This is a genomic window from Paludibacter sp. 221, from assembly GCF_010501035.1.
In the GTDB taxonomy this organism is placed as follows: Bacteria; Bacteroidota; Bacteroidia; order Bacteroidales; family Paludibacteraceae; genus QVMH01.
On the sequence record NZ_QVMH01000027.1, the window covers coordinates 1 to 26,417 of the forward strand.

Sequence of the window (26,417 nt, forward strand, 5' to 3'; positions counted from 1 at the left end):
ATTAACAACTAATAATTAAGTAATCATGAACAGAAAACAATCAATCCGGCAGACTTTAGTTTTGTTCTGTCTTTTTCAATTTTCGTTTTTCATTTTCAGTGCAACTGCACAAGTAACTATTGGGGCCGACAAAGCACCCGAAAGTTTTTCACTATTAGAAGTAACAGGTACTACGGGTGGTTTGCGCTTACCTCAGCTTACTACCGACCAGCGTAACAAATTATCGGTAAGTGGTAAGGATTTAGCCAAGGGGCTAACTATTTACAATACCGACATTAATTGTACCGAGACGTGGAACGGCAGCAAGTGGATAGCTAATTGCGGTGATTTACAAAACGCTCTAAGAATCACCACTCAGCCTCGTGCTTTCAACTGGCGTGAAACAGAGACGGCAGGTGATATGTCGGGTATTGGTGGCAAATCGGCTACTATCAGCGTAACGGCTACCGGTATAGCTCCTCTTACTTACCAATGGTACGAAGTGACAGCTAACACCAATGCAGCTCCTGCCCCTATAACCGGTGAAACAGCCGCAACCTTTACTCCTGACTTAAGTAAATTGGGTATGCGCCGTTATTACTGCCAAGTTACCGATGCTAACGGCAACAGTATAAACAGTGATATAGCTGAAGTAGCTGTAGGCTGTGGGGCTAAAACCGTAGCGGGAGGATGGAGTACGTTTATGTGCTATAATCTTGGGGCGACTGTTACAACTATTGCAGATCAGAAATCAACTTCAAGCGTTGTGTATAGTTTTAGCGGTAATGAAACTTCCGATGCTCAGAAGGCTTCTCCAGTTTACGGAGACTTATACCAATGGGGGCGTACTCGCGACGGACACGAAAAACGTACCAGTGGTGTTTCGGATGTTGTAGTGGCAGATGTAACTACAGGTGGTACAACTACTAATGGTGAAACAACGGGTGGTATTACAACCTTTATTAAAGCTCCTTCTTATCCTTATAACTGGGTTGATGTTTCTAAGGCTCCTACTGCTGACCTTAACTGGGGTAATCAAAAAAATAGCACTTACGACCCATGTCCTGCCGGATGGCGTGTTCCCGCTCAAAGTGATTGGAGCGATATTTTCCGTGGTGGTTCAGCTCCCGGAGCTAAAGCTACTGCCGTAGCTAATACTTGGGTATGGAATGATGCTGCTAATGGTACTGCCGGTTACGAGATTAAGCCTGATGGCGAGACTACAACTTTATTTTTGCCCGTTGCCGGCTATCGCCACTTCAGTAATGGCGAGCTCTACTATGTAGGTTCTAGCGGCTTCTACTGGAGTGGTAGCGTTTACAGTTATGCCTCGTTCCTCTTGGACTTCAATGATAGTAACGTGTACCCTGCGTACCTGCTCAACCGTGCGTACGGCTTCAGTGTGCGGTGTATAGCAGAATTGTAAGGTGCTGTTTTTTTATTTGGAGGGTGTGTCAGAAGTATCTTACTTTTGATGCATCTTCTTGTTTTTTATGTCTGTCTTTTTTTTGATACTTTTGTTAGAAATTGTTTTGAATTTTTTCATAGGTCCATTTTCAGCTATTTTTATTCGAAAAAGGGAGAGAATGAGCATGAAAGAATATCATAAAAAATAAACCTAAAAATGGGTCGTAAAATTCAAAACAGTTTCTATTCTGAAATATAAAAACAGTTACGGCATATGTTTACAACAAAAGTAGAAATTCCGAAAGCAGCGGAGAGTATCGGTTACGAGGATAATATAATGACCTTGGGCTCTTGTTTTTCCGAAAATATAGGCAAAAAACTACAGGAATCCAGTTTCCTGACAGATGTAAATCCGTTTGGGGTGCTGTATAATCCCATGTCGATATACCGGAGCCTTCGTCACTTGTTGGATAACCAATTGTTTTCCGAAAAAGATTTGTTCTCCGATGGCTCGTTGTGGCATAGTTTTTCGCATAGCAGTTTGTTTTCGGGTGTAGATAAGGAGAAGTGTCTGAACGGGCTTAATGCCGGACTGAAAAAGTCTTCCGGCTTTCTGCGAACGACAAAGCATCTGCTCGTTACCTTTGGTACGGCGTGGGTGTATGAGTATAAGGATAACGGATGTGTTGTATCTAATTGTCACAAATTGCCTGCTGGCAAGTTCAACCGTGTACGGTTGGGTGTAGATGAAATAGTGAATAAGTATTCGGAAATAATAAAGGAGCTGAATAGGCAGAATGCCGGAATAAACATAATATTTACGGTAAGCCCCATACGCCATTGGAAAGACGGAGCGCACGAGAATAATATCAGCAAGGGGATATTATTGCAGGCAATAGATGTATTGCAAAAACGGTTTGAGAATGTCGGATATTTTCCTGCATATGAAATTTTGTTGGACGAGCTTCGCGATTACCGTTATTATGCTCCGGATATGTTGCATCCCTCTGATGTGGCTGTGAGTTATATTTGGGAACGTTTTTCGGATGCTTATTTCTCGGAAGAAACTCTTGCCGTAAAGAAAAGGGTAGAACAGCTGAAAGCCGATTTATCACACAGGCCGCTGCATCCTGAGGCTGACGCGTATAAAAAGTTTTTAGAAGCTATTGACAATAAGCGCGAGAAATTGGTGAAAGATTATCCGTTTTTAGCTGACAGGTTGATGGGGTATTAGCTGCAAGCCTTGTTGCAGTTTTGGTCGGAAGATTTTACTCTACGCGCTGAAAGCGTAGAGTAAATCTTAACTTGGGCTTGCAGCCCGCCAAATTTGCTCTTGTAAACTAACCCAAGGCGACGCTTCGCTTTGCCATTGGGCTAAATTAAAACGGGCTTACAGCCCTTGAATTAAAGATTTTTCTAACGCTTGGTAACTATTGTGTATCTGTTGTGGTTTAATTTTTTAAAAATTCGTCTAATCATTCAAAAATACTGCTTATGTTTCCTAATATGCCCGATACTTTTGCCTTTACGCACATCATACTGCCTCTATTGATTTTTGTAGCCAGAATATGTGATGTAACCTTAGGCACTCTCCGTATCATTTTCGTGTCGAAAGGTTATAAGGCTATGGCTCCCCTTTTGGGCTTCTTTGAGGTTCTTATCTGGGTTATCGTCATTAGCCAGTTGCTAAGCTCTTTTAGTAGCTGGGTGTGTTATATAGCTTATGCCGGAGGTTTTGCTATGGGAAACTTTGTGGGGATGATAATAGAAGAACGCATTGCGATAGGCACGCTTTTGGTGCGTATTACCACTCCTAAAGATGCGCGTGGGCTGGTGAATATGTTGAGCGAAAAAGGTTTCGGAGCTACCTTACTCGAAGGCAAAGGTGCTAAGGGGCGTGTAAATATCATTCAGTCGGTAGTGTCACGCAAATCTATTAAAGATATACAGCAAATATTGGACGACTACGACCCGAATCTGTTTTACAGTATAGAGGATGTGCGTTCAGTTACGAAAGGGGTTTTCCCTTCGGCTCGCAACATCAATTCGCGCTGGAAAGTAGGAAAGTAAAGGCAAACCTCTTGTTTTACCGACTAACTTACCGTCATTTCGCCGCATATATCCCGGCTTAGCAGTTCTTTTACTTCGTCTACCGCTCGGTATTCGCCAAGCAGGTACATTAGCTTAGTTACAAGTGCTTCGGTGGTGATGTCGTAACCACTTATTACCCCCGCATTTACCAGATTCAGGCTGGTTTCATAACGCCCCATCTCTACCGAACCTATGCTGCACTGTGTTTTGTTCACAACGATTATACCCCGTTCGTTAGCTGCTTTCAGTGCATTGTAAAACCAGATACGACGGGGAGCGTTTCCGGTTCCGAATGTTTCAAGTATAACGGCTTTCAGGTTGGGGATATTCAATATAGCGCTTACCATATCTTCCGTTATTCCCGGAAAGAGCTTTAAGATAGCCACATTCTGGTCAATTTTGGTTCTTAAATGCAGTTTTTCATCTGACTGAGGATAGCGTATTGCCGAGCGAAAATACTTGATGTGAACTCCGGCTTTGGCTAAAATCGGATAATTATAAGAATTGAATGCATTAAAGTGTTCCGCATTCTTTTTGGTAGTTCGGTTGCCTCTGAAAAGGGTATCTTCGAAAAAGATGCAAACTTCCGGCACGATGGCTCTCCCGTTCTCTTTTGCGGCTGCAATTTCGATGGAAGTAAGCAGGTTCTCTTTTGCATCCGAGCGCATCATGCCAATAGGCAACTGCGCTCCTGTAAAAACCACAGGCTTGGAAAGGTTTGCCAGCATAAAACTTAGCGCAGAGGCTGAATATGCCATCGTATCAGTGCCGTGAAGGATAACAAACCCATCGTATTTATCATAATTCTCTTTTATGGTGACCGCCATTCTTTCCCAAAGCGGTGGATGAACATCAGAGGAGTCTATGAAAGGAACGAACGGGATAGTGTCAATGAGAATACCCGTCTTTTTCAGTTCGGGCATTAACTCTTTCAACCGTTCAAAATCAATCGGACGCAGTGCCCCTGTATTAGCGTCTTCGGACATGCTTATAGTGCCTCCGGTAAAAATCAACAGTACTGATGCTTTTTCGAACATAACATATTGCTATTTTGAATATGCAAATATAAGCACTTTGAATTGCAAATTCATGACAAAATGATATTTTTATACGCCTTTTATTTAAATGTGTAAAAAAAGAGCTGTTTGGTAGATAGGAAGGATAGGTTTAGGTGGTGAAATATTATTCTTCATAAAAAACGTAAGGTATTTGTTATTTTTATTAAAATAACATATATTTGAGGCGAAAGAAAATCCTGTTTTTTCCGGATGTAAAATAGTTGAAGAGTCGATTCATTTTGTAAATCCCCGGAGGTTGCAATCATTTTTTATTTAATAAGTTTATTATTTCTATATTTTCATATACTCCTTAATATTAAATCTATTTTATTTAAAATGCTTATGAAAAAATTATTTTTACTTCTTACAGTCTTTTTTGCAGTAAATTCATTTACTAAAGCAAATGTCTCTTTCGATGACTTACAGTTTAGTGACGAAACTAATCAGTACTGGTACTACATTGAGTCGATACGCTCGTCAGATTTAGCAAAAGCATTTCATACACTTACCGTCGAAACGTATGAAGATACAGATTTAATTAAATATAAACCTGTAGTACGCGATAACGAAGAATTTTTATGGAAACTGGTAGGCGATGCCAATAGCTTTCATCTGATTAATAAAGCCGGCAAGGTAGTTTCAGTAGCACAGTCGTTTACCGCTACCAATGGAGATAAAAATTGTGTTACAGCTTCGGGGGATATTGCCGCTGCCGAAGAGCTCACAATAGAAGTTTGGAAAGATAATAGCGATTACGTACAAATTAAGTATGCTGCCGGAGATTATTTCGACCATAATAGTACGTATTGGAACCCTTTGCTCGATTTTGTAGGAAATTGGACTAAAGATGGTGAAGGTGCTCAGCTAAAATTTTATTCGGAGGACTATTTTGACCAACAACCTTATATTCCGGAAGATGGAGAGTGGCATTATATCGTATTCCAAAAAGGGGATGTGGTGTTGGAACGTGTTGAAGACGGAAGCCTGAAAACTGCTTTCCCACGCGAGGATGCTGACGGTCAACTTTGGAAGGTAGTGAAAACCGGAGATGAATATCTGCTTGAAAGTAAAGCCGGTGGAAAAATTGCTTATGCTACCGACACCTACACTACTACCGCTGCCGGAACAGAACTTAGCCTGCTGAAAGCAGATAATATAAGTTTCCCGCTTACAGTAATAATAAAAAGAGATGCTACCGACAATGCGTTGAGCCAAACGCCTAATGCCGGACTTGGCAAGATTATAGGAGAAGCCGTAGCCTCGGATGCAAGTGTATTTAAGTTTATCAAAGCCGACGAAATAGACTTTACAGCGTATCCCGACCATTCGCCTGTAATTAGCAATGCTAATAGTATATATTGGTATTACATTGTTTTCCAACGTAACAACGCCGATTTGTATCTTACCGATATGGGCGAAAACCAAGCCATAAAAGTACAAAATCTGTACGAAGAGGGTGAACAAGATACTCAGATATGGAAGCTAACAGGAGTAGGTAATGAGTATATCTTTACAAACAAGGAAGGTAATTCAATCCAATTTAAAGAAAATGCATTCCTCGACTATGACAGCAAGGAGCAAAATGGATTTGTTACAGTATCCGACATAACAGAAGCTACTACCTTATCGCTGAGAAAAGAAGTTAAAAGTGATTACAAAGGCGCATGGACGATAGCGCAAGATGAAGATACAAACAGTGGCTTCAATCCTTTTGGAGGAAGTATTGCTAATAATTATATCGGATTATATGGCTTAACCGACGGAGGTTCTGCCGTAAGGTTTGTTTTGTTTGAGGCCGAAGATACCGCGCTCGAATATATTTCGGTTGCCAAAGCCCAAGTAAGTGTTAGCAATAAAGCGCTCAAAGTAGAAGCCGAAAACATCAAGGATGTAACTATATTCTCGGCCACAGGCCAGATGATCGATTCAAAAGCAGGTTATTTTGAATTTATGTTGCCAAGTAGTGGCTATTATCTGGTTGCAATTAATTATACAGATGGAACGCGCGAAGTAGTTAAGGTGGTTTTGAAATAATCCCCCCTCCCTTTATAACATGGATAAAGCCAGCCGGAATACGGCTGGCTTTATTTATATCACAGTGTGGCAGATATGTGTCTCAAAACACCTTTCGCTGCGTTAAAATAAGCAAAGTCGTGCTTAAAAACATTGTTTTATAACATAGCGATTGTTATCGGTTTTTTAATGGAGATTTCATACATTGCAAATCATTTTTCCGGACAGGGAAGATAAAAATAGCTAAACATATTTCTAATCATTAAAAAATTGAAGCTATATGAAAGTATATCAATCAAACGAAATTAAGAACATATCCTTACTGGGTAGTTCTGGCTCTGGGAAAACCACTCTTGTGGAAGCTATGCTTTACGAGAGTGGTGTTATAAAGCGTAGAGGAACAATCGAAAGCAAAAATACGGTTTCCGATTATTTCCCGGTAGAAAAAGAATATGGTTACTCTGTGTTCTCAACAGTAGCTCAAATCGAGTGGTTAAACAAAAAACTCAATTTCATTGATTGCCCCGGTTCCGACGATTTCATTGGAGGGGTGGTAACTTCACTTAACGTTACCGATACCGCGCTGATCCTTCTCAATACTCAATATGGCGTGGAGGTAGGTACAAGCAACCACTTCCGTTATACCGAAAAATTTAATAAACCCGTAATATTCGTTACCAATCAGTTGGATCAGGAAAAAGCTGATTTTGATAAGACGGTAGAAGAACTGAAAGAAAACTTTGGAAGCAAGGTTGTTCTTATTCAGTATCCGATCAGCACAGGTGCGCAATTCAATGCTGTGGTTGACGTTCTGAAAATGAAGATGTACAAGTGGAAGCCCGAAGGCGGCGTTCCCGAAGTATTAGATATACCTACCGATCAGTTGGAAAAAGCGCAGGAGCTTCACAACGCATTGGTAGAGGCAGCCGCAGAGCACGATGAAGCGCTGATGGAAAAATTCTTCGACCAAGGCTCACTTACCGAAGATGAAATGCGTATGGGTATACGCAAAGGATTGCTTACCCGCGATATGTTCCCTGTTTTCTGCGTATGTGCCGAAAAAGATATGTGTGTGCGCCGCTTGATGGAGTTTTTAGGAAACGTAGTGCCATCGGTAAACGAAACACAGAAGCCGCAAACAAAAGAGGGAGTAGAGATAGCTCCCGATGCCAAAGGGCCAACCAGTATCTATGTGTTCAAAACCAGTGTGGAGCCTCACTTGGGCGAAGTATCTTATTTCAAAGTTATGAGCGGTACGCTGAAAGAAGGCGACGACTTGCAAAATATAGACCGTAGCTCGAAAGAGCGCATCAGCCAGATATATGCTGTTGCAGGGCAGGTCAGGACAAAAGTTGAAGAAATGGTAGCAGGTGATATCGGTGCTACAGTAAAGCTGAAAGAAACCCGCACAGGAAACACCCTGAACGCAAAAGGTGTGGATTACGATTTCAAAGAAATACGCTATCCGGAGCCTAAATACCGCCGTGCAATCAGGGCTGCTGCCGAGGCAGACGAGGAAAAACTCAACGAGATATTAACTCGTATGCACGAGGAAGACCCTACGTGGATTATAGAACAGTCAAAGGAATTGAAACAAACTATTTTATCAGGACAAGGAGAGTTCCACCTGCGCACATTGAAATGGCGTATTGAGAACAACGATAAGATACAAATTGAATATAAAGAGCCAAGGATACCATATCGCGAGACTATCACGAAGGCTGCACGTGCCGACTATCGCCACAAAAAGCAATCGGGGGGCGCAGGGCAGTTTGGTGAGGTACACATGATTATCGAACCGTATTTCGACGATATGCCCGACCCGGTTAACTATAAGTTTGGAGGGCAGGAGTATAAGATAAGTGTCCGCGACAAACAGGTGATAGACCTTGATTGGGGTGGTAAGTTGGTGTTTATTAATAGTATAGTAGGTGGGTCTATTGATGCCCGTTTTTTGCCGGCTATCCTTAAGGGAGTGATGGACCGTATGGAACAGGGGCCTCTGACGGGGTCGTATGCACGCGATGTGCGTGTAATTATATACGACGGAAAGATGCACCCGGTAGATTCTAACGAAATCTCATTCCGTCTTGCAGGGCGTAACGCCTTTGCTCAGGCATTTAAAGAGGCAGGGCCTAAGCTTCTGGAGCCTGTGTATGATGTAGAAGTGCTGGCTCCTTCCGACCGCTTAGGCGACGTTATGAGCGATATGCAGGGACGCCGTGCTGTCATCATGGGAATGTCGAGCGAGAAAGGCTTTGAAAAACTGGCTGCAAAAGTTCCACTGAAAGAGATGAGTAGCTACTCTACAAGTTTAAGTTCGCTATCAGGAGGCCGTGCTTCATTCTCGATGAAATTTGCAGGCTATGAGCTTGTGCCAATGGATATTCAGGACAAGCTGCTGAAAGAATACGAAGCTACTAAGAAAGAAGACGAATAAATGTGAGATAATTCCTTTTTTCTATATACAAGTAAAGCCGGAAAGACAAGTTACTCCTTGTTTCTTTTCGGTTTTATTTTTTCTAGGTAGATTATGGATACAGGGGATGGGAGAAAATAAAAAAAAGGTGGATCACTCCGCCTTTTTTTTGTTAACGAGAATTTACGAAAAAGATTAATTACGACAGACTTTATTTTTTATTCTCGTTCTATTTATAGGTTTAGGTTATTCAATCAAAAAGAATAGGATATTCGTATATTATAGTTTTGTAAATCTACATCAATACGGGATGGCAAGTGCCATTAAATAAAAGCTCACCCCCCCGGACGCGTTCTACTCTATTTCGAAATCAGCACAATAAACGTCTCCTCTTATCTCAATAGTCAGAAGGTATTCGCCTGCATCCCATGAGTCTATTGAAACCGACCATGTTGCTCCTACTCCGGCTCTGACAACATTGTAAGCAAGGATTCCGTCTTCGCCTTCGACGTATACAACCGCAACTCCTAATGCTTCTTCAAAAGTAACAGTCAGAGTGCCATTCGTGATATTTGCCGATATGGGAGTATATAGGTCATCACGTGTTTTTATGTCACTGCCCCCAATTTCTCTTTTTTTTATCAACACATCATCTGCCGATAAAGTGACAAAAGAACCCATGAATAAAAATGCGCTAACTAAAAGAATCAAATACTTTTTCATAATCAAAAAAATTAATAATGTGAATGAATGTTTGTTTGATTCAAAATTAGAATTAAAACTATATAACACCAAATTTCATACAATAAAAAAGTTGTACAAACGCATAGTCTATTATATTGCAAATCAGATGTTTGTTGAATATTTTTATTCAAAACCTGTACACGGTGAAACAAATGTTAATGAACGGTTAGAAAAGCGGTATCCCGGTTGGATGTTTCTCGTAAAAAAGGGATAAAATAGCTAGGTAAGCTTTCCAATTTCGTATAGTCTTTCAGGCAAGATAAAATTGGGAAGTGTTTAATGCAAGCCTGTGATTTGTGTCTATAATTTCTTGCTATTTTGGAGTTGTATTTGTTTCCGGCGCAAGTTTGCACTATGCTAAACAAAGAAAGATATTGCAGCAAAAAACTATCGTTAAGCCGGATTTTCAATCAGTCTTGGCCGGAAGATTTTTTCCGCCACGAAGTGGCAGGTTGCTTCAACCCAATGCAACACATTGGGTTGAAGTGAATATCTCTACTCTGCGCGCTGCAAGCGCAGGTTAAGCTTTAACTTGGGCTTGCAGCCCTTAAAATCATGATTATTCTAACGCTTGAGAGGTATGCAATGAAGTTTTTTTAATCCGATAAAAACATCCCCATGTTTGTGACAAAATAGCGTCACGCTAAACTTGTATTGTGGGGTTAGAGGGGTGTGTTATTTCGACATCTCTTGCAAGAAAGCCTTCAGTTCTTTAGTCGTACTAAGTCCTACTTTTTTTAGGATTCGTTGTTTTAGGGTGTATATGCTGTCTTTTTTGCAGTCCAGAATTAAGGCAATGTCTGCGGTGGGGATGTTGAGCAGGTATAGGCAGCACCATACAATATCGTTGTAGGCCAAAGCGGGATATTCTCGCTCCAACTTGTCGGGCATGTTGTTGAAAATGCTGTTCATTTTTGCGAAAAACGCCTTTTTATCATGTACATTCAGTACCTTGTCGTAAATGAGCCTGTTTACCTGCAAGTAGTCTTCTTTCACGTTGCCTGCTTTTTTGTCTTTGGCATACTGGCGCTGCATGTCATTTATCTTGTTCGAAACCAGCTCTTGTTGCAGTATAGTCTGTTTGCTTTCCAGTTTTGCCTGATATTGCTCGGCTTTCTTTTTTTGTATTTGCTTGTTGTACTTGTACGCAAAGTAAAAAATGGCTGCACCTGCTATAATTACTGCTATTATACCTACTATGTAATAAGATTTGCTCCGCTTTGCCTTGTTTGCTTCAAGGTTTAACTGGTGCAGGTTTTCTATAATTGTAATTTTGGGTTGCGATTCTATCTTTATGATAGAGTCGAAACATGCCTGATAGTTGTCGAAATAAAATTTTGTACTGTCTTTTTTATTGTGTATATTAGCTACATTGCCCAATACGCGGTACGATTCTCTTTTTATGTAATGGTTGGACGGATATTCGAGCGATTTTTTTGCGTAATGTGAGGCTGAATCGTATTGCTTCAAATCGAAATAAATGTCAGCAAGGGTAAAATACCTCATAGCCTGATTTACGGAATAATAGGGGTATTTGAGGCTTTCGTAGGTGTAATATAATGCAGAATCAAGTTGTCTCAGCGAATAATAACAATTGGCTATATCCAACAAGGTTGTACCAAACAGTATGGAATCGGTAGATATGTTTAGCGACTTATTATAATAGCTAAGGGCGTCATCATGTTTTTTCAAACAGTGATAAACTTGCCCTATACCCAAGAAAGTGTAGGCAAGATTGTCTTTTTCGTCAGCCTGTTCGAAGTATTGTACCGAAATTTCATAATACTCGTTTGCTTTTTCGTATTCTTTTTGTTGGTAACTAATAAATCCTAAGTCGAAATAAATTTTCCCTAAAAGGCTTTCGTTGTTTTTCTTTGTGTTTTTAGCATGTTCTATCGCTTGCAAAAGCAGAGTAGCAGCTTCGCTATCCTGATTGTGATAACGATACATTCTCGATTTGTACAGGTAGGCGTAAGCCAAATGGTATTTATCGTCTTTTTGAGAATAGTATTTAATTGAAAAATTTATTTTTTCCAGCGGCGACAATTCCAAATCGTTTTTATCAAGAGCTTGGAAGTATAGCAGCCCGAAAAATGCTTTTTCTTTATCGGACATTTCAGAATAATCCGGTAAAAGAGCTTCGAGCATGACAAGAGCTTCGGTGGGGTTGCTTTCTATAAGCTCCTCAGCCTGCTCCATTTTTTGGTTTGTAGATAAAGAGCAGGATTGCAGAAATAGAAGCAAAAACAACAATATATTTGTTATTGCAATACGCATGTATCTGTCTGTGTTAATTTTTTTCGTAAAATCGTCTCACAAAAGTAGAAAATATTCCGTACAATGATATTTACATAATAGTTAAATATAAGTAAATGGAAGATTAAATTTTGCTGTAATATAAGGTTTATTTTCTTGTTAAGAAAACCATAAAATTTACAATTTGAATTTATATTGAGGGAGAATAAAGCAAATTGTTTGTTTTTTGGGCAAAAGCAGCTTGTATGTTGCTGTAGTTTGGAAATAGCTTTTTTATTGTGTTCATTAGAAATATCTCTACATTTGCTTTACCAATAAAAATACTGGATGTGTTTTTAAAAAGTATGCTGACTTGAAAAGTCAGATTTTCATATGGAACAGTCCGATGTGTCGGACACCGCAGGCATGTGGCCTGCGGAGGAAACGTAAAACAAATAATCTCTGTCTGAACGGCAGGACTGAATGTCTCAGCCTTGCCTTTCAGGTATGAACATGTTTTTTTAAAACACCTCCAAAATACTTAATTTATATGTCTGCTATTTCATCATTTGCATCGCTCACGTCTCATCTTGCCACTCTCAATAGCCGGAAGCGTCTGGCTGTGGCGAATGCAGTAGATGCGCACACGCTGGAAGCTGTACTGCGGGCTGTGGAAACAGGTTTTGTCGAGGCGTATCTGGTAGGCGATGTAGCTGCCATCGAATCGCCGGGATTGCTCCGGCACGAGTTATCATCGTTCATACACATTATAGATATACCGGAGGTGGGTGCTGCCACGCGCGAAGCTGTGCGTCTGGTAAAAGAGGACGAAGCCGATATATTGATGAAGGGGCTGGTGAATACCGACGTTATACTGCGTGCTATTCTTGATAAGGAGAAGGGCTTGCTTCCACCCGGGAATGTCCTTACTTACAACGCTGTGCTTGAAATACCGAAATACCATAAGCTCCTGTTTTTGTCCGACCCTGCCGTGATACCTTCGCCCAACGTGGAGCAGCGCAAGGCTATGATAAAATACACGGCAAAAACCGCATATAAATTCGGCATACTACAACCCAAAATAGCATTGATACATGCTACCGAAAAGGCAAATCCTAAAATACAGTATATGCAAGATTACTTGGATATAATGCAATGCTGGCGGCAGGGCGAGTTTGGCGATGTGATAATGGATGGCCCGTTGGATGTGTTTCTGGCATTGGATGCCGAGCGTGGAGCGATAAAAAAGGTAGCTACTCCGGTGCTGGGCGATGCCGATATTGTGATTTTTCCGAATTTTGAGTCGGCCAATTCATTTTACAAAGGGCTGATGGCTTTTGCCGGAGCCGAAATGGGCGGACTGCTGCAGGGTACTGAAAAGCCTGTGGTGCTTACCTCGCGCGGCGAAAGTATCGAATCGAAATTCAATAGCATAGCTATGGCTTGCCTGCTTACCTGAGCTATTAAAACAGCACCCTCCGCTGGCGCAAGTTTAGCGGAGCGTAACTTGTGCCGAAAATAGATGCAGTTTTAAACTGCAAAAAAACATAGGCACAAGTCACAGACTTGCGCCAAATATGGGCTGACTTGAATAATGGAAATCCCATTTTTTTGTAACGAACTAAGGTTCGAGCTATAAAAACTGTACTTCTTTGAAATAAAATGAAAGGCGAGAGCCTTCTTTTGTTTGCAGTATTAGGCGTCCATCAGGTTGTATGTCTGTGATTTTAGCCTCGAAAGTGTCATTGCCTGAGCGGTAGGGATGAAATCCATCCTTGCGGTATAGCGATTGCATATACTCCTGATGAATTTGAGAAGGAGTCCAATTATTGTAAATGTTCAGTATATTTTCGCGCACGTTCTTCAAGAGTGACTTTCGTGCATAAGTCTTTCCGGTTATTTGCTTTAGCGAAACAGGGTTCGGGGCGTTATCAAATCCGGTTTGGTTGATGTTGATTCCTATTCCTATAACGCTTTCTTTTATCGTAGCTCCCTGTAAGGAGTTTTCAATCAGTATGCCTGTTATTTTGCTGTCGTTGTGGTAAATGTCGTTAGGCCATTTTATACTTATGTTTTCCACATACTTATCCAACTCTTGTTTTATCCCGATGCCGGCTGATTGCGACAAGAGGAAATTTTCGTTTAGCGGTATATGATGTGGATAAAGCAAAATACTGAACAGCAGGTTCTTCCTATTCTCCGATTCCCACGAGTTGCCGTGCTGTCCCTTGCCTGCCGTTTGGAAATCGGCATATGCCACAAACCCTTCGGGTAAGTCGTATGAGCGTAGCATCTCCCAAAGCAGTTCGTTGGTCGAATAAGTCTCTTTTATGTAAAAGCTGTCTTTCATCTTTAGTTAATAAGGTAAAAGTAAAAAGGTAAAAGTGCTTTGTCCTTTTTACTTTTCCCTAAAAATCTTGGCTCTTGATTCTTGATTCTTGGCTCTTGGTTCTAACTTCTAACTTCTCACTCCTGCTGTGTCATTGTGTTCAGCAAGAGCCTCTCTATCTGCTTTATTACCGCATTGGGGCGGCTGCTATAGTTGTTCACCAAAATAGAGAAAGCATAAGTTTTCTGATTCCAATTGATATAGCCTGCGTATGCCCGCACGTATGATATGCTTCCGCTCTTGGCATGTACTTTTCCTGATAGCGCGGTGTTTTTCAGTATCCATGCAATAGTGCCCGATTCGCCTGCTACGGGCAGCGAGTTGTAAAAGACTTTTGAATTGGCACTCTCATTTCTCATGTAGCTTAGCAGCGACACGAAGAACTGTGCCGACACTGCATCGGAACGTGAAAGCCCTGAGCCGTCGGACATGAATAGCTGCTCCACCGGAAGCCCTTTTGATTTCCAGAAACCCCGTATTACAGATATAGCCTTGTCGGTCGAAGCTACGGTGCTGTTTTGCAAGGCAAGGTACCTGAATATGTGTTCGGTATAGTGGTTGTTGCTGGTGAAGTTTATTTCCCTTACTATACGGCCTAACGACGGGGAGTAATAAATGTAAATTGTACGGCGGTTGTTCTCTTTGCTGCTCTTGACGAGGGGAGGATATGAGACATTTACCCCATTGTCGATTAATAAATCGTGAAAATGGGTAGCAAGCAGTAAGCCGGGGTTAGGGTTGTCGGCTTTCGATACAAAGTTTTTACGGTTTGCCGGTATCTCGCCATAAACAGTACGCACGTTCGAGTGCGGTGCGCCATAGAAGTAAGCACTGTCTTTGGCAATGGCTGTACATTTCAGGTTGTTCTGAAACTGTAAGCCCGGCACGTTGGGTACGGTCTTTGTTATCACCGGTGTGCTGCCTATATTGCCCGAATCGAAATATACACGTACGGTATTGTCCATGTAGGATATGCCATAAACGGCTGCTGCGTAATAGTTGCCAATATCTTCCCACGACCATTTGGGGTTTATCCCTTCATCATCGAACAGGCCGGGATCGGCTACAATGCTTCCGTTTATGCTCTTTATGCCTGCTTGCTGAATAGCCCTTACCCATTGTTTCAGGAAATCCCTATTCCCCATGAACTCCGAGCCTAAGGTGGGGTCGCCTCCGCCGTAGATGTACAGGTTGCCGTTCAGTATGCCCGATTCCTCTATTTCGCCCTCAATTTGCAACCGTGTTTCAAATTTAAAATCTGCTCCCAACAGTTCCAGGGCTGTTGCCGTAGTAACAAGTTTCATTGTCGACGCAGGCATGAAGCTATGTGTAGGAGCGTGTTCAGCTACTACTTTATCATCGTCAAGGCATTTTATCTGAAATCCTACGTTGGCATTGCGTAGTGCCGGATTGTTCAGAAAATCATCGAGTGGAGTTGCGGCTTTCAGGCCGAAGACAAAGAGTAAAAACAAATAAAAAATAAAATGCTTTCTCATATATTATTTCAAAAATACTTTAAACTTTCTTTCAAAATCGTTTCTCAATCTATCATTCATCATACCTATGTATGCTTTTGGCTCGCGGCGAAAAGGATAGTGCGAGCGTAAATCCTCAAAAGCATCCGGATTAGCCTTTAGTTGCAGGCTGTCTTTTTCAATGTCGTAGGTATCAAGAAAAAACCGGTTGATGTTGCTCACAGATGAGAGGTCAATCCCGTAAGGTGCAGGCAAGTCATTTACCTGCCAATCGTCGAAACCTAAAGAGAAGAAACGGCTCACTGCACGTACGCTATGGGTGGCGGCATTGGCTTTCCCGTCGGCCGAGTAGCCTGCAATATGGGGCGTTGCCAGCGTTGTCTTTGCCAGCAGTTCCCTGTTTATGTCGGGCTCATTCTCCCAGCAGTCGAGTACTACGTCTGCTACCATTTCCGCATCCATAGCACTTAGCAGTGCATTTGTGTCGATAACTTCGCCACGGGCTGCATTTATTATGACGGGCTTTTTCTTTAAGGATTTGAAAAAGTGATGGTCGGCCAAATGCAGTGTTTTATCCTGTCCTGAAACGTTCAGCAGGGTATGGAACGTTATGATATCGGCTTCTTCGCAAATCTCAGCCAGCGAAGCAAAACTTGTGCCCTTTTCGATACGTGCACGGGGTGGGTCGTTGAGCAGCACTCTCATCCCGAAATCCTCCGCCAGTTGTGCCACCTTTGAGCCTACTGCACCTACGCCTACGACCCCTATCGTCATATTACTGAGTTTAGCCTGATTGTTGTTTGCTAATATACTTAGTGCAGAAGCAATATATTGTACTACCGAGAGGGCATTGCACCCGGGTGCGTTTGTCCATCGGATATTGTTGTCGCTACAGTACTTTGCATCGATATGGTCGTAGCCAATGGTAGCGGAGGCAATAAACCTGACTTTGGAGCCGTCCAGCAGTTTGGCATCGCATTTGGTGCGGGTGCGGATTATCAGGGCATCGGCATTTTTTACCGAATCCGGGGTTATCTCCTTATAAGACAGGTACACCACATCTGCTACATTATCCAGCGTTCCTTTTATGTAAGGTATATATGAGTCTATAATTATTTTCATCAAACCATATGATTTTTTCGACATACAAAATTAGTCAATATAATTGATTCCGGTAGCACTAAATATCAAATACCACCGCATTGGTTATCTTTCTGAATATTATAAAAGGTATACATATTAATTATTTGAATTGAGTTTAAATCGCTGATTTTCAATAAGTTGTATTTTTCTAAAAATAAAGCCTTGATTTTTAAGTATATATGGGATATTGTTTTTTCCGGTATTGATGAAAAATAAAAGTAATTCTGAAACAAGCTTGCCACTTCAAAAAACTGGTGTTTGAAACTTCTCAGGGTCTTGTTCCGCCTTTCTCGACTGCTTTGATTTGCCTCTTTACTTACGGATTATTACAGAAATCCACAATATGATTAAAAAATGGAATTATCATTAACAGCGTACGTGATAATTAACACAATATAAACTAAAATATAGTTTTGTGTAGAATAAAATATCCGGATAAGTGTACAATTAAGAATTTATCGTGGCATATAATTGCCAATAAATAAGAACCGAGGAATTGTCCTAAATATATTTTTGGTTAATTGAAGTAAGTGAAAACCCCCAATAAAATAACAAGGCGTGCATTTGTTTTTAAATATGCAATTATAATGATGTCAAAATTGAAATAATTATTAATGATTTTAGAGTAATAAAAATTTAGGGCGTAAATATTTAACTCTTATATATTGCTAAACAAATCATATTTAACATAAAGGGTAACAGTGATTTAGAAAAAAATTAATTATTTTTGCAATCCGAAAATAAAAACACACAACGAAATTGATTAGTTTATTAATATATAATATTTTTGACGGTGTAACGCTTCATCCGGCCGATTTTTCTGCAATCATATCTTTAATAATCAGCATTATACTGTTAGGATGTTCTGCGCTTATTTCAGGTTCTGAAGTTGCTTTCTTCTCGTTTACTCCCACCACGCTGAACGATTTGGAGGAGAGTAATAGTAAATCGGACCAGCGTATTCTCAACGCTTTGAAACGTCCGCAAAATTTATTGGCTACGATACTGATAGGAAATAATTTTGTGAATGTGGCCATTATATTGCTGCTTACTAATTTTACCACCACTATATTGAATTTTGATAATGCGCCATTGGTAGGTTTTATTTTTCAGACAATAATAATAACATTCTTGCTGTTGCTGTTTGGCGAGATAATGCCTAAGATATATGCTACCCAATACGGGAAAAAGACAGCCTCGTTTACCATTGGCTTTATCACGGTACTTGGTAAGGTGTTCAAGCCGTTTGTAAAGTTGCTTGTAAGTTCTACTTCGATTGTAGACAGACGCTTGGAAAAGAAAAAACATGGCCGTTCTAATATCTCGATGGATGATTTGTCGCAAGCGCTTGAGCTGACATCGCAGCAAACTGATGAGGATACTGAGATTCTGGAAGGGATTATAAAGTTTGGCAATATACAGGTGTCGGATATTATGACTCCACGGGTGGATATTGTGGACATCGATATCAAGGCAAACTACAAGGATTTGCTTGCTGTTATAGCAGAGTCGGGTTACTCCCGTGTTCCGGTGTACTCCGGCAACAGGGATAATGTACGCGGTATATTGTATAGCAAAGACCTGCTTGCCTACTTGGACAAGCCGGCGGGGTTTCGCTGGCAAAGCCTGATGCGCCATGCCTATTTTGTGCCTGAAACTAAAAAAATTGATGATTTGCTGAATGAGTTTCAGGAAAATAAGGTACACGTAGCTTTGGTAGTGGATGAATATGGTGGTACTTCGGGGCTGATTACGCTGGAAGATATTCTGGAAGAGATTGTAGGTGATATTGCCGACGAGTATGATGAGGAAGAGAGCTTGTATACGAAAGTAGACGACCATACGTTTGTTTTTGAAGCTAAGATATTATTGAATGATTTCTACAAAATAGCTGAAATTGAGAAAGAGGATTTCAGCAGAATAACGGACGAGGTGGAAACTTTGGCGGGATTGATATTGGAGCTCAAGGGGGAAATTCCCATAAAGAATGAGCTTATTGAATATGGAAAGTATATTTTTGAGATAACATCAGTAGACGACCGAAGGATTAAAACAGTAAAATTATATATAAAAGAAAAAAAAGATACAAATGAACAAAACGAGACGCAATAAAAAGATAAAAAAGTTGTTGATAGGAAAAGCAACTTGCTCTCGTTTTTGTCCGATAGTTTTTTTGTTAATCGTTGTTGCAAGCATATCGTTTTCTTGTCGGGACAGTTATACACCACACCCATATGGCTATTTCAGGATTTATTTGCCTGAGCATGAATACAAAATAGCTGATACGCTAAACCTGCCCTATCAATTTTATATATCAAATACAGCCCGAATCAAGACCAGACCTGCCGAGGGAGAAATGTATTGGATTGATATATTGTACCCGCAACTGAATGGGAGTATTCATTGCAGCTACAAGGGGATTGATAACAATTTGTTTGAATTATCGGAAGACGCGCGAAGGTTTGTTTATGCACATAGCAATATTGCCGACGGGATTAATGAACATTATTTTGAACATCCTGAGAAATCTGTTTATGGGGTATTGTACGACTTGCAAGGGAATGTGGCATCGCCCGTACAGTTTGTGGTGACAGATAGTGTGAAACATTTTTTTAGGGGTGCCTTGTATTTCAACAACAAGCCGAATAAGGATTCTATTGCTCCAGTAGTGTCTTATGTGAGGACAGATATTGTACGTTTGATGGAAAGTTTTGAGTGGGAAAGATGATTTACGAAGATTATAAAATAGGCGATGCAAGGTTGGTAATATGGAAAATTGTTGAAAGCGTTGACGAATTATCGCGCGAGATGAATCTTCCGGAGAATATTGCTGAACTTGAAAAAATAAAGACAGAGAAGCGAAAATTGGAGTTTTTGGCAGCGCGTGTTGCCCTTAAAAATATATTAAAAGAAGAATTTTTTATTTTTTATACACCCGAAGGTAAACCTTTTTTATGTGACGATTGTTATAATATCAGTATTTCGCATAGTGGGATTTGGGTTGCTGTAATGCTTCATCCTGTGCGGCATGTAGGTGTGGATATTGAGTGCCTGAACGATAAAGTGCAAAAGGTTTATACCCGCTTTTTGAGCGTGGAAGAACAAAAGGACTTATCCGACGGTACAGATATCCGGCAGTTGCAGATAGCATGGTCAGGAAAAGAAGCCTTATATAAGATAATTGGAAATGATGCAGTTGACTTTGCCCATGATATGCGGATACAGCCATTTAATGCAGAGGCAGATGGTACGATGTTCATAACATACACGGGAAATAAGGAAACTTTTCAACTGTATTATATCCAAAATGATGAATATACTTTAGTTTATTGTATAAGCTGAGTTTATATATTGAATGTTAATGGAGAGATTTATTCCTTTAATTACTAAAATGTTATGAGAGAGATTTTTAGAACTATTTTATTAAACAGAGAAGCCGAAAAAAAGATGTTGGCTGTTCTCATCGATCCTGAAAAGTGCCAAGGTCCTTTGCTGGCTGCAACTATTGCTGCTCTCAAAGTAGAAGCTCCTGACTTTATTTTTGTTGGAGGAAGTTTAACTTCCACATCTACCAAGTCTTTGATAGAACTTTTCAAAGAAGAAACAGAATCGAAAATCATATTATTTCCCGGCAATGCAAGCCAGTTCACTCCTAATGCCGATGCATTATTATTCATGTCGCTTATTTCGGGGCGTAATCCGGATTATCTTATTGGGCAACAGGTGCAATCTGCAATAAGTGTAAAAAACTCCGGAATGGAAGTTATCCCTATGGGGTACATTCTTATCGAAGGTGATGCAAAAAGCTCGGTCGAATATATCAGTAATACGCAGCCTATTCCGCGCGAAAAGAAAGGTATTGTGCTTTCTACCGCTTTGGCGGGCGAACTGCTGGGTATGCATATTATTTATCTTGAAGCCGGAAGTGGTGCCAAAAGCCCTGTTTCTCCCGAACTGATTCAGTACGTAAGCGAAAACATATCTATACCGCTGATTGTAGGTGGGGGGATTACAACGCCTGCCGATATGATATCGTCGTTTGAAGCGGGAGCTGATATTGTTGTTATAGGCAATTTCTTCGAGAAATATCCGTATAAAATACCTGACTTTATTGAATATAGAGACAAGTATTATGAGGAAAAGCGAAAAAAGGAAGAAGAATAAATACTTTAGAATAAGCTCTGAAAAAACGCTGTAAATTGTGATTTTACGGCGTTTTTTTTGCGGCTCTTTTTCTTAGCCGGATGCTATAACTTTATTATCTTTGCCCGACAAGTATATTATTGCTGGCGCAAGTTTAGCGTAGCGTAACTTGTGCCGAAAGCATATGCAGTTTTAAACTGCAAAATATATAGACACAAGTCGCAGACTTGCGCCAAATATGCGGACATTCGGGTGCGGGGCATCGATGATATTTGTAGGTTGTAAATAAGTAGATTAAACAAGGTGCAGAACACCGGAATAGTTTAAATAAAATAAATTTAAACAACTTCTAAGTTTTGGAAAAAGGTAGTAAGATATTAGATAAGTTAAGCGCGAGCGAGTTTGTAGAGGTGTTTCGTTTGGAAGATATTGATGAGGGTGTTTTCAATAATTACCAGCGTTATGACTTTTACCAGCTTATATGGTTTACCAAGGTAGGTGTGAACAACACTTATTTCCTCGATTTCAATGAATACACCATCGCCGAAAATCAGATTGGACTTGTTTTTCCCGGACAAATAGACCGCCTCGATATAGAAGGAAACGAGGGTTATCTTTTTGCGATACACAGTGATAATTTTTTCAGAATAAGCCAGCGGATAAACTCAGACTATCTGAACGGGTATGTTTCCAATGTTTTTATTTCGCTCGATGATGAAGCCCGAAGTGTGTTGGAGGATATAATGCGGTTGATTCTTTTGGAGCTCAATTCGCAAAACCGCATAATGCTGATGGAGAGTTATATGGAGGCTTTTCTCTTTCATGTTTCGTCTTTTTTTCAAAGTTCGGAAGATTACAAAAAGTCGCCGGATTCGCAGGTGTCTTATTTAATGAAACTTATTGATAGAAACTTCATCGGTGAGCGGGAGACGGAGTTTTACGCCGCACAAATGCACCTTACCTGTAAAAAACTGAACAGTATAGCTCTGAAAGGAACGGGCAAAACAGTGAAGCAGCATATACTGGAGCGGTTGGTGCTGGAGATAAAAAAAGAAATCCGCTTGCATGAGAAAAGCCTGAAAGAAATAGCTTTTGCCTTAGGATTTAGCGAACCGGCTTATTTTACCCGCTTTTTCAAAAAAAATACCGGCATTACCCCCACCGAATTTAGAGATAAAGTGTGACTTGTGTTTTATAAGTACAAGCGATAGGAACAAAACTGCAAGCAAGTTTTGAGGTTCCTGTTATACTTTTGCACTCAAAAAAAAAGATGAGAGGTTTTAACTTTACTCAGTGGATAATCATTATTATTCTTTCGCTTTTAACCGCCCTTGAGCCGTTAAGCATCGACTTGTATTTACCGGCTTTCCTACTGATATCAGATGCATTCGGTACTACTATTTCGGCGGTACAAATGTCGTTGTCAACGTTTTTGGCCGGATTTGCCATCGGGCAATTGCTATGGGGCCCTTTGGCCGACCGTTTTGGACGTAAAAAACCGATATTGCTTTCGCTCCTTATTTTTATCGCGGCTTCCATTGCCTGTATTTATGTGAAGAATATACAGCAATTGTGGGTGATGCGTTTCGTTCAGGCGATAGGCGGCTGTGGCGGTGTTGTAATATCACGTGCGGTAGTTACCGATTATTTCGACAAGTCGAAAACGTTGAAGATATTCTCCTTGCTGGCTCTTATCATGGGGGTAGCGCCTATAATTGCACCTACTATCGGTAATCTGGTGCTGAGCGTTTTCAGTTGGAAAGGCTCGTTTGCCACGATGGCTTTTTTAGGGGCTTTGCTATTTGTGCTAACATTGATTTTTTTGCCTGAGACTAATCAGAATATTGGCGCGAAAACGGATAAGAATGTTTTTCAGAACTATTGGGGAATACTGAAAGTGAAAAAATTCCTTATTTACTCTATCCTTGGCGGTGTAGCCAATGGGGCTTTGATGGTATATGTAGCCAACGGGCCTTTTATTATCATGGAGCAGGGTGGTTTTTCCAATACTATGTTCAGCCTCATATTCGGTTTCAATGCTTTGGGGTTGATGGTTGCTTCCTCTGTTACAAGTACACTACAAAAGCGTACTTCAACTGCGAAACTGGTAAAACAAGCACTTGTGTTCATGTTTGCGGTAAGTGTTGTTTTGCTGGCCTGCATGTTCATGGAGCTTAACATCCATGTGATATTGGTAGTGCTGTTTTTCTATGTGTTTCCTATCGGCATATTGCTGCCTACTACTACCGAGCTTGCCATTACTCCATTTGCCGACAACAGCGGTACTGCCTCGGCCTTGTTCGGGTCTATACAGTTGGCAGTGGCTTTCGTTTGTACAATGGTATCGAACTATATAAGCAATGGTACTTTGGTTATGGTAGGGCTGGCTTTTTTCCTTTGCAGTATGTTTGGGTTCATCCTTGTATTTACCAGAGTGAAAATAAAAGAGAATACGAATAAAGAGCTTGTAGCTTAAATTAAGAAACCGCCCGACGCTTCGGGCGGTTTCTTTTTAAAACAGCTCTTTCATTTGTTTTCTGTTAAGTTTTTTGTACAAATTCTTTTAACTCGTATCTATTATTTATTTTTGCGTCGTAAAAAAATAAAAGCCCGGAAAACCCGTTAAAGCTAAAGTGAAATATTCCGCTTATCAATCACATGAAAAAAGTGAGGCTTTTGCGATTTAAACGTACAGAATGAAAATCCGATACTTTCACTTATTGCTGTTTCTATCTTTTATATCCGTTGTAGCGGCACAAACCAAGGTGCGTGTTTACGGCTATGTGATTGATACTAACAACCGTGGTATCGAGTATGCGAACGTTTATTTAGAGAATACTACAATAGGCACAAGCACTAATACGAATGGTTATTATGACCTTACGGCCGAGATTGCCGATTCGGCTACCATTGTTTTTTCGATGTTGGGCTATGAGACTTTGAAACATGTGATAAAACCAACACAAAGGACTATTCATATAACCGTGGAGCTGCCCGTTTCGTCTACTCAGATAGACGAAGTGGATGTGGTGGCACAACGCATACAAACCTCAACCATAGAATTGCTCGACCCATCAAAATACCGCCTGATGCCAAATACTTCGGGCGGGATAGAGTCGCTTTTTATTACTTTTACGGGAGTTAATTCTAACAACGAACTAAGCTCGCAATATAACGTGCGTGGAGGGAATTTTGATGAAAACATTGTATATGTCAACGGTATTGAAGTGTACCGCCCTTTGCTGATACGCTCAGGACAGCAGGAAGGGCTTAGTTTTATCAATACAGATATGGTGGAACAGGTTGCTTTTTCGTCAGGAGGATTCGATGCCGAGTATGGCGATAAAATGTCATCCGTTCTGGATATTACGTATAAGAAGCCAGAGAAGTTTGAATCGTCGGTTTCTTTAAGCCTGCTGGGTGCATCGGCCTATGTAGGTACGGCCGGAAAAAAGTTTAGCCAGATGCACGGTATTCGTTATAAAACATCAGCCTATCTGTTAGGAACGCTTGATACCGAGGCCGAATATAACCCTACTTTTCTCGATTATCAGACTTACCTTACTTACCAGTTCTCGCCAAAATGGGAACTTACGTTTTTAGGTAACTTTTCTCAGAACTCGTACCAGTTTGTACCGCAGGTGCGTGAAACCAAATTTGGCACACAGGACATGGCGCGCAGGTTGACTATCTATTTTGAAGGACAGGAGAAAGACCTGTTTCGCACATCTTTTGGGGCATTGACGTTAAATTATTCTCCACGGAAAAATATGAAGCTGAGTTTGTTGGCTTCGGCATTTCATACCAACGAGCGTGAAACTTACGATATATCGGGAGAGTATCGTTTGGGTGAGATAAAGTCGGGACTGGACGATGAAACTACCGAAGGCGAGGTGCTTGGCATAGGCCGTTATCATGAACATGCGCGTAACCGTCTTAAAGCCACCGTTGCCAACATAGGGCATCAGGGAGAATTTGCAGTTAACTCCCACCGTATGAAATGGGGAGCAAACCTGCAACGGGAAATTATTGACGACAAAATAAGCGAATGGGAGTGGCGCGACTCGGTGGGCTACTCTTTGCCGCATAATAGCGACAGGCTTGAGCTATATTATAACATGAAGTCGGATAACGTTATGTCGTCGTGGAGAGGGACAGCCTATTTTCAGGATACTTATAAATTCGAAGCCAATGCAGGGCGTTTTTCTCTTACGGGAGGGTTGCGTGCTAATTACTGGAGCTTTAATAACGAACTGTTAGTAAGCCCACGCGCTTCAATTTCGTTTATCCCGCACTGGGATAAGGATTTCAGTTTCCGGTTTGCTACGGGGCTTTATTATCAGGCTCCGTTTTATAAAGAATTGCGCGATACGATAATAGACGCTTCGGGCAATGTAAATGTTCATCTGAATGAGGATATAAAAGCGCAACGGTCGCTTCATTTTGTGCTTGGGGGCGACCACTATTTCCGTGCTTTCGGAAGGCCGTTTAAGTTTACTACAGAGGCTTACCTTAAGCTGGCCGACCGTGTGGTTACCTATTCGGTGGACAATGTAAATATCCGCTATTCGGGAAAAAACGATGCTATTGCTTATACCGCAGGGATTGATTTTAAACTATTCGGGGAGTTGGTGCCCGGTACAGACTCGTGGATTAATTTCTCGCTGATGCGCTCGCGAGAGAAAATTACGGACGGAAGCACCTATACGAAGAATATATACGACGAAAACCATAATATCGTTTCGTCGCAGGTGATGGAACACGATTGGGTTAGCCGTCCTAACGAGTGCCGTTATGCCTTGTCCATGTTGTTTCAGGATTACTGGCCTACCAACCCTAAATATAAGCTGCATCTGAAGTTTATTCTGAGCGATGGATTGCCTTTTGGCGCTCCGCGGAGTGTGGAATATCGTGCAGCGTCGCGCTTAAGCGCTTACAACCGTGTGGATATAGGTGCTTCGCGTGGTTTGGTGCAGGGTAAGGACAAAATAATGAACCGTCCTTTTTTCAAGCACATTGAAAGCATTTGGTTTAATTTCGAAGTCCTTAATCTGATTGGCTCTAACAACGAGAATTCGGTGTATTGGGTTACTGATATTTACAGTCAGGAGTGGGCTGTGCCTAATTACTTGACAGGACGCCAGTTCAATTTCAAAATCATGGTGGATTTGAAATAATAGCTTACCCGTTAAATATTTGCACCAAAAAAACAAAGCCTTTACTTTTGTCCTTGCATTCTTCGGAAAAAAAGAAGATGATTTAGTTAGCTACAAGTTATCAGCTACAAGCTATAAGTCTTGTCCTTTATCTTTTGTTCTTTT

At 40.9% G+C, this 26,417-nt stretch carries 19 protein-coding genes; 13 read left to right on the top strand and 6 right to left on the bottom strand.

What is annotated here, in order from left to right; all coding sequences use genetic code 11:
* Nucleotides 1–25: 25 nt before the first annotated feature.
* The 3 genes from D0T49_RS07130 to D0T49_RS07140 all read left to right on the top strand — a co-directional run bounded on the left by D0T49_RS07130 (nt 26) and on the right by D0T49_RS07140 (nt 3,456).
* On the top strand, nt 26–1,405 hold the full coding sequence (locus tag D0T49_RS07130) for an FISUMP domain-containing protein (protein ID WP_163629913.1): 1,380 nt from the start codon (nt 26–28) through the stop codon (nt 1,403–1,405).
* A gap of 255 nt (nt 1,406–1,660) precedes the next feature.
* Nucleotides 1,661–2,620 (top strand): GSCFA domain-containing protein, encoded by a 960-nt coding sequence (locus tag D0T49_RS07135; protein ID WP_163629914.1) that lies wholly within the window; start codon nt 1,661–1,663, stop codon nt 2,618–2,620.
* Nucleotides 2,621–2,880: 260 nt separating this feature from the next.
* Entirely contained in the window at nt 2,881–3,456 is a 576-nt protein-coding gene (locus D0T49_RS07140) for a DUF2179 domain-containing protein (protein ID WP_239057025.1), read from the top strand.
* 23 nt (nt 3,457–3,479) lie between these two features.
* Here D0T49_RS07140 and D0T49_RS07145 read toward each other — a convergent pair whose 3' ends face one another.
* Nucleotides 3,480–4,514, bottom strand: a complete 1,035-nt coding sequence (locus tag D0T49_RS07145; protein WP_163629915.1) for an asparaginase — start codon at nt 4,512–4,514, stop codon at nt 3,480–3,482.
* A 363-nt stretch (nt 4,515–4,877) separates the two neighbouring features.
* Here D0T49_RS07145 and D0T49_RS07150 point away from each other — a divergent pair, with 363 nt between their 5' ends.
* Nucleotides 4,878–6,569, top strand: a complete 1,692-nt coding sequence (locus D0T49_RS07150) for a hypothetical protein (RefSeq protein WP_163629916.1) — start codon at nt 4,878–4,880, stop codon at nt 6,567–6,569.
* Between the two features lie 259 nt (nt 6,570–6,828).
* Nucleotides 6,829–8,988: a translation factor GTPase family protein gene (locus D0T49_RS07155; RefSeq protein ID WP_163629917.1), complete on the top strand. Its 2,160-nt coding sequence runs from the start codon at nt 6,829–6,831 to the stop codon at nt 8,986–8,988.
* Between the two features lie 333 nt (nt 8,989–9,321).
* Here D0T49_RS07155 and D0T49_RS07160 read toward each other — a convergent pair whose 3' ends face one another.
* Together D0T49_RS07160 and D0T49_RS07165 are read right to left on the bottom strand one after the other, a co-directional pair.
* Nucleotides 9,322–9,690: a DUF3244 domain-containing protein gene (locus D0T49_RS07160; protein ID WP_163629918.1), complete on the bottom strand. Its 369-nt coding sequence runs from the start codon at nt 9,688–9,690 to the stop codon at nt 9,322–9,324.
* Nucleotides 9,691–10,386: 696 nt separating this feature from the next.
* Nucleotides 10,387–11,988: a tetratricopeptide repeat protein gene (locus tag D0T49_RS07165; protein ID WP_163629919.1), complete on the bottom strand. Its 1,602-nt coding sequence runs from the start codon at nt 11,986–11,988 to the stop codon at nt 10,387–10,389.
* A gap of 508 nt (nt 11,989–12,496) precedes the next feature.
* Between D0T49_RS07165 and D0T49_RS07170 the strand changes: the two genes are divergently transcribed.
* Nucleotides 12,497–13,405 (top strand): phosphate acyltransferase, encoded by a 909-nt coding sequence (locus tag D0T49_RS07170; RefSeq protein WP_163629920.1) that lies wholly within the window; start codon nt 12,497–12,499, stop codon nt 13,403–13,405.
* A 174-nt stretch (nt 13,406–13,579) separates the two neighbouring features.
* Here D0T49_RS07170 and D0T49_RS07175 read toward each other — a convergent pair whose 3' ends face one another.
* The 3 genes from D0T49_RS07175 to D0T49_RS07185 form a co-directional block, all read right to left on the bottom strand.
* Complete coding sequence (locus tag D0T49_RS07175; protein ID WP_163629921.1) at nt 13,580–14,296, bottom strand: biotin--[acetyl-CoA-carboxylase] ligase; 717 nt, start codon at nt 14,294–14,296, stop codon at nt 13,580–13,582.
* A gap of 116 nt (nt 14,297–14,412) precedes the next feature.
* Nucleotides 14,413–15,831 (bottom strand): D-alanyl-D-alanine carboxypeptidase/D-alanyl-D-alanine-endopeptidase, encoded by a 1,419-nt coding sequence (gene dacB, locus D0T49_RS07180; protein ID WP_163629922.1) that lies wholly within the window; start codon nt 15,829–15,831, stop codon nt 14,413–14,415.
* 3 nt (nt 15,832–15,834) lie between these two features.
* Nucleotides 15,835–16,932, bottom strand: coding sequence for a 4-phosphoerythronate dehydrogenase (locus tag D0T49_RS07185; protein WP_163629929.1), 1,098 nt, complete (start codon nt 16,930–16,932; stop codon nt 15,835–15,837).
* Between the two features lie 780 nt (nt 16,933–17,712).
* Here D0T49_RS07185 and gldE point away from each other — a divergent pair.
* From gldE to D0T49_RS07220, 7 genes are all read left to right on the top strand, one after another.
* Nucleotides 17,713–19,065, top strand: a complete 1,353-nt coding sequence (gene gldE, locus D0T49_RS07190; RefSeq protein ID WP_203583440.1) for a gliding motility-associated protein GldE — start codon at nt 17,713–17,715, stop codon at nt 19,063–19,065.
* Entirely contained in the window at nt 19,043–19,681 is a 639-nt protein-coding gene (locus D0T49_RS07195) for a gliding motility lipoprotein GldD (protein WP_239057027.1), read from the top strand. The genes gldE and D0T49_RS07195 overlap by 23 nt, the downstream gene beginning before the upstream one ends.
* Nucleotides 19,678–20,295 (top strand): 4'-phosphopantetheinyl transferase superfamily protein, encoded by a 618-nt coding sequence (locus D0T49_RS07200; RefSeq protein ID WP_163629923.1) that lies wholly within the window; start codon nt 19,678–19,680, stop codon nt 20,293–20,295. The genes D0T49_RS07195 and D0T49_RS07200 overlap by 4 nt, the downstream gene beginning before the upstream one ends.
* A gap of 54 nt (nt 20,296–20,349) precedes the next feature.
* Nucleotides 20,350–21,117: a geranylgeranylglyceryl/heptaprenylglyceryl phosphate synthase gene (locus D0T49_RS07205; protein WP_163629924.1), complete on the top strand. Its 768-nt coding sequence runs from the start codon at nt 20,350–20,352 to the stop codon at nt 21,115–21,117.
* Nucleotides 21,118–21,452: 335 nt separating this feature from the next.
* Nucleotides 21,453–22,280, top strand: coding sequence for an AraC family transcriptional regulator (locus D0T49_RS07210; protein WP_163629925.1), 828 nt, complete (start codon nt 21,453–21,455; stop codon nt 22,278–22,280).
* 86 nt (nt 22,281–22,366) lie between these two features.
* Nucleotides 22,367–23,572, top strand: a complete 1,206-nt coding sequence (locus D0T49_RS07215) for a multidrug effflux MFS transporter (RefSeq protein ID WP_163629926.1) — start codon at nt 22,367–22,369, stop codon at nt 23,570–23,572.
* Nucleotides 23,573–23,792: 220 nt separating this feature from the next.
* Nucleotides 23,793–26,273 carry a TonB-dependent receptor gene (locus tag D0T49_RS07220; RefSeq protein WP_163629927.1) on the top strand — a complete coding sequence of 827 codons (2,481 nt, stop codon included), beginning with the start codon at nt 23,793–23,795 and terminating at the stop codon, nt 26,271–26,273.
* The last annotated feature ends 144 nt before the right edge of the window (nt 26,274–26,417 follow it).